Raw genomic sequence first — 12,814 nt, forward strand, 5'->3', positions numbered from 1 at the left:
GTGATCGGAGTTTCGACACTCTTGCCGGCCTCTACCTTCTTATCCGGGTAGGACATTTCGGGAACAGCCGGGATGACGGTGATCTTGAAAGGAACCGAAATCGGAGTCTTCTTATCTGGCAGCGTCACCAGTACCTTTCCGGTCAAATCGCCCGGAGTCTTATCCTTCGGCGCGTTGTAGGTGATCTTGCCGTCCTGGCCAACGGCTAGCCCATCGGGGGCGTCACCGTCCACAACGAACTTGGTTCCGGTCGGGAACTTGTAACCCTCCGGGGTAGTGATCGGGGATTCGATGCTCTTTCCGGTTTCAACCTTTCCGTCCGGGTACTTAGCTTGAGCCAATGGGGCCTTGAACTTCTTGGTGGCATTAACCTTGTTATGGTCGTTTTTGTCACGTTTGAATTCAATAGTGACATTGCCAGCCTTGTCTACAGTGACCTTGTCAGTATCCTTAAGCTTGTTTACCTTCTTGACCTTGCTGGTGATCTCTGCAATCTGGTCAGGAGTTAACTTGTCCGGATCCGAAACAAGGGTAGCAGGAATCTTCTCGGTGTAGTAGATGGCTGTAGCCTTCAGTACAGGAGAAACAACATTAAGGTCAGTCCGCAGAGTGCCTGAGAATTCCTGTGTGCCAAGCTCATGTTTTAGCCCGTCAACAGAAATTTTCCTGATTATCTTTGAATTTACATCCGCGCGTATTTGAGCCGCCGTCAGGCCTTTATCCTGATTAAACTTTAGAGGGTTGAGTTTCTTGTAGTCGACATCGATCAGCTTTTCTACATCAGCCTGGGTGAACTTCGCATCCTTATCTAGATTGCGGACCACAATGTCTTCTTTAAGGGGTACGACTCTGACCTTGAAGCCATTAGAGAACGACTGCGTATAGTTGTATTCTTTACTCGAATTCCGGTGAATGCCAAGGTATCTGGTACCACCAGCATTATTCGAAATGCTGGAATCGAACTTGCCGGAAATTACCAGTTCGTTGCCCTCGCGCTTTAGATCCAACCCGGAAAGCTGCGCCTTAGCGCTCAAATTGCGGTTGGCGCCCGCATTATTGGTGCCCCAAAGGTCAGAATCATCCCAGTTACCCGCCTTCAGCGGGACACGCACCGCGGGCACCTCGGTAGATAGCTTGTTGCCGGTAGCCGGATCCAAGAACACCAAAATGTCCTTAACCTTGCCCACCACGCTAACGAATTCCTCGGCAGGAACAGTCACAGAATACGGATCCTCGCCGGCCTTGTTAGTTATGGTCAGGTTGCCATTGTCGTCCATCTGTAGCTGAGACTTTTCCAGCTGCAGGTTCGGGTTGGCCTTTAGGAAAGCATCGATCAGCTTAACCTTGTCTTCGGGCGAAATAGTGTAGGAATCGGGGTTATCAACTACCAGTTTGCCAACGTTGTGGTGCGTATGGTTCTGCGGGAACTTACCCTTGTCGAGAAACGCAAACGGTGGAGTGTAATAGAGGATCCTGGTATTACAGGTGACGGCCGGCGCGCCCGCAGCCTTGGGGGTGATCGTAACCTCGACCGTCATAACGCGGTTTCTACGGCCGTCGCCATAAGAACCGGCGTTAGCTTTTTTGATCTTCGAATCCTCGATAGTGATCGTGTAATCAGAGGGGTTCAGTCCCTGCTCGGTAAGCTTCCTAGTAAGAACTTCCTGGACTTCGTCCTTGGTGAGTCCATCTACAAGGAAGAAGTTCTTTGCAACCGCCCCGCCGCAGTGAATCGATTTTGCGGGGTCGCTGGAATGTGCAGAGGGGGCATCAGTAGAGGAGCTAGCGGGAGGGGCTGCTAGCGCTACCGAACCCATGCTACCTAGAATCAGTACAGTAGAAATACCCGCACCAATGGCCCCAGCGGCATGTTTGCGCAGGACCTCATTGGCCTTATTTTTCTTCATGGCTTCCCTTCTTGCTGTAAGCCTCGTAAAAATACAAGTTAGTATTGCCCGCCGTTCAATCTATAAGACGCGTGAACATTGCTTCACTTGCGTATTTTTACTTGAAATCTGGTCAAATAACGCCAGAAGGATAGCATTTTAGTCGCTATTTGAGATATTCCTATTTGTTATAGTCCGTAGCGTCCTATCAAGAAAATGCCACTTTCAGTGCCGCGCTTTCGTGGCTATTCCGCATTATTCTCCGATGCTAGTAAAGAGAATGTTCAGGTGCGCTCGAATATCCTATAAATAGTTACCGACTGGAAACATGATCGCAAGAATCCATAGAACTGCTTGGAAATGTTCGCCGCCGCGCGTCTGCTTACTGCGTCAATCCGCCTGCCCACGTATTCGCTGGTAACGCTAGCTCACCCTCAGCGAGTTGACCCCACCCTCGATAAGTCTGGCCCAGTCCCCGATGTTTGAAAGTGCAGCTTCCGCTTGACAGAGTGGGGTGCCGCTAGGACACTTTTATGCAGCCGCGGTTTATACGCAGCTGAAGGCTTTTGTGTAAGACGCCAGAACTCGAAATGGAGAAAAGGAATATGAACGCTGCCCTGCAACCCAGCAAACGCCGCCCCCGCGTCTTTGGCGGTGGCTGTTGCTGTATGTGTATGCACGAGGAGGGTGCGCAGAAGTAGGGGCGCGATGAGTACGCTAACCGCTCCTGAAACTTCCACCTTTAGTTCGCGCGAACAGCGCCACGCCCTAAAGGCGGGCCTGAGCGTGCCGGAATGGAAGGCCGCCACTAAATTCGACTCGACTGACTGGGGTTGGGTCGTCCTTTCGATCGGCATGGCCATCGGCGCCGGCATCGTCTTCTTACCCGTCAAAGTAGGCATCATCGGCGTATGGGTGTTCCTGGTTTCAGCCGTGATCGCCTACCCAGCAATGTGGCTGTTCCAAAAGCTCTTCATCAACACCCTGGCCAAATCCAAGCGATGCGAAGACTACCCGTCAGTCATTGCCGGCTATCTTGGCAAAAACTGGGGGATGCTGCTGGGGCTGCTGTACTTCATAATGTTGGCGATATGGGTGTTCGTGTATTCGACCGCGATTACCAACGATTCGGCCTCGTACCTGAAAACCTTTGGCATCACCCGCACCAACCTATCCAGTGCGCCCCTGTACGGGCTGGGGATCGTGTGTATTCTGGTTGCCATCGCCTCCACGGCCGAAAAGGTGCTGTTCCGCATCTCCTCGATCATGGTAATCACCAAGATCACGATCATCTTCCTACTTGGGGTAGTGATGATTCCCCGCTGGGACATTTCCAACATTGGCGTTTTCCCTGACCTGGGTTACTTGGTCAAGCAGACGATTGTGCTGCTGCCGTTTACGCTGACATCGATCCTGTTCATCCAGTCGCTATCGCCCATGGTGATTTCGTTCCGCAGCCACAACAAAAACATCGAGGTGGCACGCTACAAATCCGTGCGCGCCATGAACATCGCGTTCTTCACCCTTTTCGTGGTCGTGTTCTTCTACGCCATGTCCTTCAACCTAGTGCTGGGTCACGATCAGGCGGTGCAAGCCGCCAACGAAAACATTTCCACGCTGGCGATCGCCGCCCGCAACCTAGACGGGGCATGGGTGCAGATCCTGAGCGTCGTTCTGAACATCTTCGCTGTCATGACCGCCTTCTTCGGCGTCTTTCAAGGATTCAAAGAGGCCTGCCAAGGCATCGCCATGAATGTCGTCAAGCGTTTCGTTCCCGAGGAACGCATCAACCGCCGGCTACTATCCTTCGCCATCTTAGTGTTTGGTGTTCTGGTCTCATGGGGAGCGATCGTCCTCAACGCTCCCGTGCTGTCATTTACGTCCATCTGCTCGCCCATCTTCGGCATGATCGGGTGCCTGATTCCCACCTACTTGGTGCTGCGCGTAAAATCGCTGCGCGAACTGCGCGGGCCAGGCCTGATCCTTATAGTATTTGCCGGCATCCTACTGCTAGTATCGCCCTTCCTGGCGTTTAGCTAGCAAGAGTAGAGGGGCGGTTTCAGTGTTGAAGCCGCCCCTAGCTCACCGGCGTGGTGGGGTGGCCGCCCTCGTTAGCGTGTGAAAAACCTGTCTGTTGAGCGATTGGGTCTTTCAACCTAATGTTGAAAAACTGTTGAAAACTGGCCGCTAATTTCGGGGTGGCCCGTCGGATAGGGGCGTAAAACGGCGGAAAGAGGCTGAAAAAATAGTTTCAACAAATAGTTGACTTGGATGGGGTGTTTGCGCCAATATTTTTGTAGCGCCGGCAGGGCGCACATAAGTATTTTTGGAGGAAAAATGCCTAAGGTAAACATGGTCCCTAAAGCAGTAGGACCCTATTCGGCAGCAAAAGCTGCAGGCAACGTGATTGCAGTGTCTGGCCAACTGCCGCTGAACCCGGAAACTGGGCAGATTGAAGTAGTAGACGTTACGGCTCAGGCGGCCCAGTCGCTGCGCAACGTCGCGGCAGTCCTAGCCGAATTTGGTTGCACGCTAAACGACGTTTTTAAAACCACGGTGTTATTGGCTGACATGGACGACTTTGCGGCAGTAAACGAAGTGTATGCGAACGCCTTCAAAGACGTAGAAAAATATCCCGCCCGCAGTGCCTTCCAAGTTGCAGCCCTGCCGATGGGCGCACGGGTAGAAATAGAAGCCCTGGCTACGTGCCCAACCAAATGAATAGAACTACTAGATAGGAAACGGCAGTGACAACGACAGTGTCCAGCAACGAAGCTGAAGCCGATTCAAGCGGGGCGTGTACCGGTAGCAGAGTTAGCAAACACGCAAAAAAGGCAGGCCTAACTGAAGAAGAATGGCAAAAAGCCGTAAGATTCGACTCCACGGACTGGGGCTGGATCGTCATGTCCATTGGAATGGCTATTGGGGCAGGAATCGTGTTCCTGCCAGTAAAAGTCGGAATAATTGGGGTGTGGGTATTTCTTGTATCCGCAGTAATTGCCTACCCGGCAATGTGGCTGTTCCAAAGACTGTTCATTAACACGCTGGCGCATTCGAAAAAATGTGAAGACTATCCGAGCGTGATCGCGGAATACTTGGGCAAGAACTGGGGGATGCTGCTGGGGCTGCTCTACTTCATAATGTTGGTGATATGGGTGTTCGTGTACTCAACTGCGATCACCAACGATTCGGCCTCATACCTGAAGACATTCGGAATCACAAAGACTAACTGGTCTTCAAACCCGCTTTACGGATTGGCGATTGTGTGTGTGCTGGTGGCTATCGCTTCGGCGGCAGAAAAAATTCTTTTCCGTATCTCCTCGGTGATGGTGATTACCAAAATAACGATCATCTTCCTACTTGGGGTAGTGATGATTCCCCGCTGGGACATAGCCAATATTGGCGCCTTCCCGGACATGGGGTACCTGGTCAAGCAGACGATTGTGCTGTTGCCGTTTACGCTGACATCGATCTTGTTTATACAGTCGCTTTCGCCCATGGTGATATCGTTCCGCAGCCACAACAAAAACATCGAGGTGGCACGGTATAAATCTGTGCGCGCGATGAACATTGCCTTCTTTATATTGTTTACCGTTGTGTTTTTCTACGCCATGTCCTTCAACCTGGTGCTAGGGCACGACCAGGCAGTACAAGCGGCAAACGAGAACATCTCGACCCTTGCGATCGCTGCGCGAAACCTAGACGGAGCCTGGGTACAGATCCTGAGCGTCGTTCTGAACATCTTCGCCGTGATGACCGCCTTCTTCGGCGTCTTCCAAGGCTTCAAAGAGGCCTGCCAAGGAATAGCCACGAACGTGATAAAGAGGTTCATCCCCGAAGAGAAAATAAATCGCAAATTACTCGCAGTAGGAATCTTAGTGTTCGGGGTGCTAGTTGCCTGGGGTGCGATCGTGTTGAACGCGCCGGTACTCTCGTTCACCTCGATCTGCTCGCCCATCTTTGGGATGATCGGCTGCCTGATTCCCACCTACTTGGTGCTGAAAGTGCCCTCCCTGCGGGAGCTGCGTGGGCCAGGCCTGATCCTTATAGTATTTGCCGGCATCCTACTGCTAGTATCGCCCTTCCTGGCGTTTAGCTAGCCAAACAAACCAAACGTTCCACTACATCGTTGTGAATCAAAACAAAGCACGCCAGTTGTGCTTTCTAAAAGAGGTAAAAATGCAAACAAACACAAAACTGATCCACGGCTACCAGGTCTTCGACCAGTACACCGGATCGTCTTCCATCCCGATCTACCAGTGTTCGACCTTCAAACAAGAATCGCTTGAAGCAGCCCCCGAATACACCTATTCGCGTTTCGGCAACCCCACCCGCCACGCCCTCGAAGTAGGGGTAGCCAAAGTAGAAGGAGGCGAACACGCCTTCGCTTTCGCCTCTGGAATGGCCGCAATATCGGCGGCGCTACTCACCTTCAACAAGGGCGACCACGTAGTAATGTGCAAATCCATCTACGGGGGCACCTTCCAACTGGCCACCGAAGTGATGGCACGATTCGGCATCGAAGCATCCTTCGTAGACGAAACTGACCTTACCGCGTGGGAAGGGGCAATCAAAGAAAACACGAAAGGCATCTACCTAGAAACCCCCTCTAACCCGCTGCTAAACGTCACCGACATTAGAGGCGTAGTAGAAATAGCCAAGCGCCACGACCTGGTAACCATCGCCGACAACACCTTTATGACTCCGCTATTCCAGCGTCCTCTAGACCTAGGCGTAGACGTTGTAATCGAATCGGCAACCAAGTTCTTCAACGGCCATTCCGACGTAATCGCAGGCATGGTAATAACCAGCGACGACGCCCTGGCAGAAAAAATATTCCTGCTGCAGAAAGCGCTTGGAGGCACGCTAGGAGTTGAAGACTGCTGGCTGGTTATGCGCGGCATGAAGACGATGGGGCTGCGAATGGCCCAGTCAGGTAAATCCGCCCTCGAAATTGCAAAGATGCTAGAAGAGCACCCAGCGGTAAAAGCACTGCACTACCCGGGGTTGGAATCGCACCCAGCCCACAAACTACACATGTCGCAAGCTAGCAGCGGCGGTGCCGTACTATCCTTCGAGGTGGCCGATAGGCAGACCGTGAACAGACTGGCCCAAGTGCTGAAGCTGCCCATCTTGGCCGTCAGCCTTGGCGGAGTCGAATCTATCCTTTCCTACCCGGCGGCAATGTCGCACGCCTGCATGAGCCCTGAAGAACGCGCCAAACAGGGCGTAACTGACGGGCTGCTACGCCTGTCGGTAGGAATCGAAGAAACCTCCGACATTATTGCCGACCTGAAGCAGGGGCTCGACCAAATCCTGTAACCGGCAAAGGTAATGCATCTAGGACTGGGCGTTGTGTGTGAAAGCCGCGTGGCGATCGTGCGCAACGCCCAACCTATTTCCTATTGCCAAGTTCCTTTAGATAGTTATAGATAGTAAAACGCGTAACCTCCAACGCGCTGGCAACCTTTTCAACCGACTCCTTCAAAACGAAAAAACCGCGATCTTGAAGATCTGCCACCACCGCTATTTTTTGACTCTTAGTCATCTTTGCGACAGGGGAGCCAGCCCTAGCAATAGCACTTTTCAGTAAATCTGCCGCGAGCTCGTCAACATCTTTGCTAAAAACTTCTGCATCCGGAGGCGGAGTTTGGGTATTGCCCACGACCGCGGGAGGAATTAGCGAGTTCAAAGCTTGCTGCAAAGTCTTCCAAACTGAAACATCCTTAATAACGCACAATGCGGCAACTGGGGTGCCGTTAGAGGCGCGAAAAACAATTGTCGAACAGGAAACGTCACTACCGTCAGCCGCCTTGGTGCTGTAGTTGTATTTAGTTTCCAGATTCCCGGTAGAAGTATCCTGCATAAGAGTGTTTGTGGCGACCCCTCCGATGCTACGCCCGGTAATGCTGCCGGCTATTGCAACAATAGAATTTGGCAGTTTTGAAAGGTCGTGAAGCACGACCTCGCTGGGGGCAGGTAAAACAGCCTGAAGAGGTTCTACCAGAGGGATCAAAGTGCGGATAATGATTTTCCGTTCAGCTGAGAGATCGGAGTTGAGGTTCTTTTCTAAACCCATCGCGCCTGCCTAGTTGCGGATCTGTAACAGAGTTCAGAAAAATTATAAGGTACCTAACCGAAACAAGGCTGCGTCCTTAGGGTGTGCGCCTTAGAGCGAATCTGCCTAGGGCGGTGAAAGTTAAATCTGAAGTAAGCGTAGGCAGAAGGTCCTCACCCGGTACTGTAGTGATGGCAAAGAGTGGAAAATGTCCAGGCGAGGGCGTAAAATAAAGATGCGTCACATGGTTGGTGATGCCAGCCAACGTGCTGTAAGTGAAGTTCCCGCAAGGACGGGAATCTGGAAAAGAGGATTGAAAATGAGCCGCAATAGCGACTCCGACAAGCCGCGCATCAAACAGAATAACCTACTACTAATCAGTGCGATTATGATCCCTGTACTGTGCATGGTCAGCTCAGGGCCTGTGTTCATCAGCAGGTGGGCGCCCGCAATGATCACCTGGTTCGTAGCCATGATCCTGGCACTCGTAACTATCTATGCGGCCATCCGCTCAACAATGCCCCGCGCACCCAGATCATAAGTACTGGCCAATTGGCCCATTGGCACCACTTTTTGTGGTGCCAATTTTTTATTCCCGCCCCAGGGGGCGTGCCCTCGCGCGCACACAAAAGGGGCGCAGCCCTCGCAAACATACGAAACGGGGCCGAGAACAAGCCCGGCCCCGCCCAAAGAAAAGCTCTAGCTGAGGTTCGCCAAATAATCCGCGACCGGGGTATCCCCATCAGCCAAAAGCACAGTCTTGCCCACAGTATGCGGCTCGTCCGTGGCGGTCACTGCAACCTGCGCAACGTTAGCGCGCGAAATGCGGCGGCGACCGTCGGAACCAGGCTCGGCGTCTACGCGGCCAGTACCCTTGTCTAAAGTGAGGGGGCCAGGAGCCAAAATAGTCCAATCTAGCCCGCTCTCGCGCAAATGCTCGTCAGCCTGCTTCTTAGCCTGCCAGTAGTAATGGAAATCGGTGGACTTATCGGGCTCACCCTGAGCGTTAGCACCATCGTAAGAGACCATCACGAAACGCTTCACGCCAGCAGCCTTCGCGGCTTCCATAGTGCGGATAGCAGCATCGCGGTCCACGCCAAGAGTGCGCTCCGGATCCCCACCGCCAGCGCCCGCAGACCACAAAATAGCGTCCACGCCCTCGAGCTCCTTAGCGATCTTTTCTTGATCCATCTGCTCAATGGAATTCAGCTCACCCTTCACGCTGGCAACACTAACCTCCTCGACGTGAGCAGGGTTGCGAACCCAGGCGCGAACAGCGTAGCCGCCCTCGGCAAAAAGAGGACCAGCAATACGCGCAACCTTCCCATGGCCACCAATGATTACAACTGTTTTACTCATGTCTTCACGCTAACAAGCCCCACGGGGCCCCGGAAGGGTAATTGCTGTGCGTGAACAAGCTAAGTCAGCGGGGTTTGAACCGTGACCTCGGCAGACTCGTTAGGCACGATCTGCTTGCCAAACGGAAAACACGAAATGGGAATCAGCTTGATATTCGCAATCGCCACCGGAATTCCAACAATAGTAAGCATCTGCACGAACGCGGTGCCGATGTGCCCGATGGCGAGCCAAAGACCCGCAACCAAAAACCACACAGCATTCATAAGCGCCGAGCCGGCACCCGCCCCCGGCTTAGGCACAACCTTGCGCCCAAACGGCCACAAAATATACCAAGCCATGCGGAAACAAGCTACCGCAACCGGGATAGTCACAATGAAGATGCACCCAGCGATACCAGCAGCAATATAAAGAAAAAACAGCTCCAAGCCAGCCATAAAGAGCCACAAAATATTGAAAATTACGCGCAACATGAGCCAAAGTCTACCGGCAGAACCCGGACAGGTTCACCCCACCTTCACCTAGAGGTCAAAGAAGCGTTGCTTTGGCTAGCTAGGCTGACGCGGAATAAACACGGCCCGGCGGCCTGGAAGAGGGGCCCACCGGGCACTACAGAACATCACAGCCCTGCAGGCCGAAAGGGAGAAGAAATGGTAGTGAAAAAATTAGGGGCGCTGGCAACCATCACAGCCGCAACCATGGTCGCGATGCCGTTCGCGCAAGCGGGCGAGGCGGATGTGCCCGTTGCACCGAAAGCAACGGGAGCGGCCGTGAAAGCGCCCTCGGACATGGGCAAATACAATACGCAGACGAACGGAACCCTAGAAAAGCCGGCAACAATCTGGGCAGAAAACTTCGACGAGCTGCACCTACCCGACTGGTTCTCACACACCGGGCCCAAAGGGTGGAAAGTGAAAACCTCGAAAGCCTCCTCGGGCGAAAAGCGCTGGCGAGGCTGGACCTTCACAGACGTGCGCCAGTGGACCTGGGCGGCAGGCACAGATGAACGCCACTGGTTCACCCGCGGCAGCGGCAACTTCGCGGTGATGGAATCTGAACACCAGCGACTAGCCAAAGACGAAAGCTTCTCAACAGCGCTGGTGACCCCCCAGATTCCGGTAGGCGGACAAAACCAGCTAGTGCTGGGATTCGACTCCCACTACCGGCAGGGCAAAAAGGGCCAAAACGCCACCGTAACCATCAGCTTTGGCGGCGGGGAAGGCCAAACCCTGCTTACCCTGGATAAGAACGACTACTCTAACCACCACGAGCTGGAGGTAAAAGTGCCGGGCGGAGCCAAGACGGCACAAATATCCTTCAATTACAACAACTCATACAACGATAAGTGGTGGGCAATTGACAATGTTGCCCTACACAAGCCGTACAAATACGAAGATAAAAAGCCTACAGGAATTATCGACATTATTTCCGACACGCACGCAAACCCCGACGCCCCAACAAATGGGAAAAAATGGGGGCGGGCAATGGACCGCATTTCCGCATTCAAAGACAAGAGTACGGCGCTAGTGGTAAACGGTGATTTCGTGGACACCATGCGCGATAAGAACTACTTCGAAGCCGAAAAGATATTGAAAGCTCACCCCTACACGGGAGCCGACATACTGTGGGGCAGCGGCAACCACGAACAGTACGGGCAAGAACTATCCAGCGAAAAAGCACAGAAAAACTTTTTGACCTGGGCTGACCGAGACAAGCCGTACGCGGAAAAAGTAGTTGGGGGAGTGGTGCTCATCGCCCTCGGAACCGAATACTACGACGACCACGCCTCCCAGGGGAAAGAACCGTTTTGGAACGCGTCGCAGGCCCAACTCTATTGGTTGAAAGGGCGGCTGGACCACTGGGAAAACGAAGGGCGGCCGGTGCTCATATTTTCCCACTACACCCTAGCCAACACGGTTTCGGGTACGCATTCGGCCTGGTACCAGAACGATTACAACGACGTTGAAGAGCTCAACGACATTTTGAGTGGACGCAAAAACGTTGCCTTCTTTACCTCCCACACCCACGACATTGTTACGCTAAACGACTGGTGGGGGCGCTACACCTTGCCTGAAAATGTTGGAGATGGAATACCCGTCTTCAACACGGGCGCCGTCAAAGAAGGAATCGTCCCCGACGGCGACAATGACGAAGAAACGTTGAAAGACGACCGTTCGTCCTCACTACGAGCCCGCGTTTTCGACGACCACCTGACCGTCGAAGCCTGGGACCTAGTTTCCGGGAAAAAGGTACAAGAAGTAACCCTGCCAATCGGAGCGGGAGCGACAGCCGGGGGAACTGACGATGGCTCCAACGGCGGCAAGGACGGTGAGGGCGCCTCCGGCAGCAAGGACGGTTCCACCGGTACTGACGAGGGCGACAACACTAGCGATCCCGGCGCGCAACCCGGCACCGAGCCTGGAACGCAGCCTGGGGCAAAGCCTGGAAGCCAACCCGGTGCAAAGCCTAGTTCGCAACCAGGTGCTCAGCCCAGCGGCGAAGGCAAAAACGCTGGGGGCAAAAACGGCGGCAAGTCTGATGCGGAACGGCAAGCGAGTGAGCCAAAAACAGTCGGCTCGTTCATAGCGACAACTGGAGCGACAGCTTTAGTACCCACTCTGCTAGGAGCCATGGCAATGATTAGCCTGGGCGCAGTTGCAAAACTAAGCCGCAAAAAGAACTGACCGAGGCTAGCGTCAGGGGCTGAGTTGGAGAACTCAGATGGTGCGTTACTAGGCATAGATACGCACCTTGCAGGCGGCAGACTGTAAGATAGCTACCAGCATGGAAGAATGATACAGACGCCCAAAAGCGCAGGTCATTTAGACTTTTCCCCGCGCGAGCGGGGGTAATTCCTGCGATTCGTAAATAGGAATCGGGCGCGGCACCTTTTCCCCGCGCGAGCGGGGGTAATTCCAATGCAAACCTGGCCAATACCAACCCAAACCGCTTTTCCCCGCGCGAGCGGGGGTAATTCTTCACAAAAGGGGAATGATGTCGGAACAGTATTCTTTTCCCCGCGCGAGCGGGGGTAATTCCACTGGAGATTACCCCCGGCGACTATGAGATTGCTTTTCCCCGCGCGAGCGGGGGTAATTCCTACTTTCAAATCTCAAGCCTATACATCACATGCTTTTCCCCGCGCGAGCGGGGGTAATTCCCATGCTGCCCCAATACCGACCACAGGCACCCACTTTTCCCCGCGCGAGCGGGGGTAATTCCAAAAATAATATTATAAAAAAGAAGGGGTTGAACTTTTCCCCGCGCGAGCGGGGGTAATTCCTATCGCGCAGATTATTGCCGCCCTTTTAGGCTCTTTTCCCCGCGCGAGCGGGGGTAATTCCACTCGAATACGAAGTCATTGATGAGGCCGCGTCTTTTCCCCGCGCGAGCGGGGGTAATTCCAGGCAAGAACAGGCAACCCAAATAGGTTCACTCTTTTCCCCGCGCGAGCGGGGGTAATTCCGAAACGCTACCCCATCGTTGACAGTCTCGGCCCTTTTCCCCGCGCGAG

General features: G+C 53.6%; 11 protein-coding genes and 1 CRISPR repeat array. Of the genes, 7 read left to right on the plus strand and 4 right to left on the minus strand.

The window, feature by feature from the left end; genetic code table 11:
- Window positions 1-1,907 (minus strand): Rib/alpha-like domain-containing protein (locus QP400_RS10365; protein WP_285462676.1); only part of this gene is annotated, 1,907 nt, incomplete at its 3' end.
- Between the two features lie 339 nt (window positions 1,908-2,246).
- On the opposite strand from QP400_RS10365, the gene QP400_RS10370 reads away from it, so the two are divergent.
- The 5 genes from QP400_RS10370 (at window position 2,247) to QP400_RS10390 (ending at window position 7,208) form a co-directional block, all read left to right on the plus strand.
- Window positions 2,247-2,372, plus strand: a complete 126-nt coding sequence (locus tag QP400_RS10370) for a hypothetical protein (RefSeq protein WP_257993930.1) — start codon at window positions 2,247-2,249, stop codon at window positions 2,370-2,372.
- Window positions 2,373-2,594: 222 nt separating this feature from the next.
- A complete protein-coding gene (locus tag QP400_RS10375) occupies window positions 2,595-3,926 on the plus strand; it encodes an SLC5/6 family protein (RefSeq protein WP_004807138.1) in 1,332 nt (443 codons plus the stop codon).
- Between the two features lie 297 nt (window positions 3,927-4,223).
- The gene (locus QP400_RS10380) at window positions 4,224-4,607 is read left to right on the plus strand and encodes a Rid family detoxifying hydrolase (RefSeq protein ID WP_004807140.1); all 384 of its coding nucleotides are present in this window, start codon (window positions 4,224-4,226) and stop codon (window positions 4,605-4,607) included.
- A 26-nt stretch (window positions 4,608-4,633) separates the two neighbouring features.
- Window positions 4,634-5,986 carry an aromatic amino acid transport family protein gene (locus QP400_RS10385; protein WP_004807142.1) on the plus strand — a complete coding sequence of 451 codons (1,353 nt, stop codon included), beginning with the start codon at window positions 4,634-4,636 and terminating at the stop codon, window positions 5,984-5,986.
- A gap of 79 nt (window positions 5,987-6,065) precedes the next feature.
- The gene (locus QP400_RS10390; RefSeq protein WP_004807143.1) at window positions 6,066-7,208 is read left to right on the plus strand and encodes a trans-sulfuration enzyme family protein; all 1,143 of its coding nucleotides are present in this window, start codon (window positions 6,066-6,068) and stop codon (window positions 7,206-7,208) included.
- A gap of 73 nt (window positions 7,209-7,281) precedes the next feature.
- Here the strand turns inward: QP400_RS10390 and QP400_RS10395 are convergent, their stop codons facing one another.
- The gene (locus QP400_RS10395) at window positions 7,282-7,965 is read right to left on the minus strand and encodes a helix-turn-helix transcriptional regulator (protein ID WP_004807147.1); all 684 of its coding nucleotides are present in this window, start codon (window positions 7,963-7,965) and stop codon (window positions 7,282-7,284) included.
- Window positions 7,966-8,263: 298 nt separating this feature from the next.
- Here QP400_RS10395 and QP400_RS10400 point away from each other — a divergent pair, with 298 nt between their 5' ends.
- Entirely contained in the window at window positions 8,264-8,485 is a 222-nt protein-coding gene (locus QP400_RS10400; protein WP_004807149.1) for a hypothetical protein, read from the plus strand.
- 158 nt (window positions 8,486-8,643) lie between these two features.
- Here QP400_RS10400 and QP400_RS10405 read toward each other — a convergent pair whose 3' ends face one another.
- Window positions 8,644-9,303 (minus strand): SDR family oxidoreductase, encoded by a 660-nt coding sequence (locus tag QP400_RS10405; protein WP_004807150.1) that lies wholly within the window; start codon window positions 9,301-9,303, stop codon window positions 8,644-8,646.
- A gap of 59 nt (window positions 9,304-9,362) precedes the next feature.
- Complete coding sequence (locus QP400_RS10410; protein WP_040315302.1) at window positions 9,363-9,770, minus strand: YccF domain-containing protein; 408 nt, start codon at window positions 9,768-9,770, stop codon at window positions 9,363-9,365.
- Window positions 9,771-9,950: 180 nt separating this feature from the next.
- On the opposite strand from QP400_RS10410, the gene QP400_RS10415 reads away from it, so the two are divergent.
- The gene (locus QP400_RS10415; protein ID WP_004807155.1) at window positions 9,951-11,984 is read left to right on the plus strand and encodes a hypothetical protein; all 2,034 of its coding nucleotides are present in this window, start codon (window positions 9,951-9,953) and stop codon (window positions 11,982-11,984) included.
- Window positions 11,985-12,127: 143 nt separating this feature from the next.
- Window positions 12,128-12,766: direct repeats of the CRISPR family, unit length 29 nt; unit sequence CTTTTCCCCGCGCGAGCGGGGGTAATTCC.
- Window positions 12,767-12,814: the final 48 nt, after the last annotated feature.

It is taken from the genome of Winkia sp. UMB3158 (assembly GCF_030217145.1).
In the GTDB taxonomy this organism is placed as follows: Bacteria; Actinomycetota; Actinomycetes; order Actinomycetales; family Actinomycetaceae; genus Winkia; species Winkia anitrata.

Coding starts and splice junctions, on each gene's coding strand:
- QP400_RS10370 (WP_257993930.1), top strand. CDS start 2,247: ATGTTCGCCGCCGCGCGTCTGCTTACTGCGTCAATCCGCCTGCCCACG.
- QP400_RS10375 (WP_004807138.1), top strand. CDS start 2,595: ATGAGTACGCTAACCGCTCCTGAAACTTCCACCTTTAGTTCGCGCGAA.
- QP400_RS10380 (WP_004807140.1), top strand. CDS start 4,224: ATGCCTAAGGTAAACATGGTCCCTAAAGCAGTAGGACCCTATTCGGCA.
- QP400_RS10390 (WP_004807143.1), top strand. CDS start 6,066: ATGCAAACAAACACAAAACTGATCCACGGCTACCAGGTCTTCGACCAG.
- QP400_RS10395 (WP_004807147.1), bottom strand. CDS start 7,965: ATGGGTTTAGAAAAGAACCTCAACTCCGATCTCTCAGCTGAACGGAAA.
- QP400_RS10400 (WP_004807149.1), top strand. CDS start 8,264: ATGAGCCGCAATAGCGACTCCGACAAGCCGCGCATCAAACAGAATAAC.
- QP400_RS10405 (WP_004807150.1), bottom strand. CDS start 9,303: ATGAGTAAAACAGTTGTAATCATTGGTGGCCATGGGAAGGTTGCGCGT.
- QP400_RS10415 (WP_004807155.1), top strand. CDS start 9,951: ATGGTAGTGAAAAAATTAGGGGCGCTGGCAACCATCACAGCCGCAACC.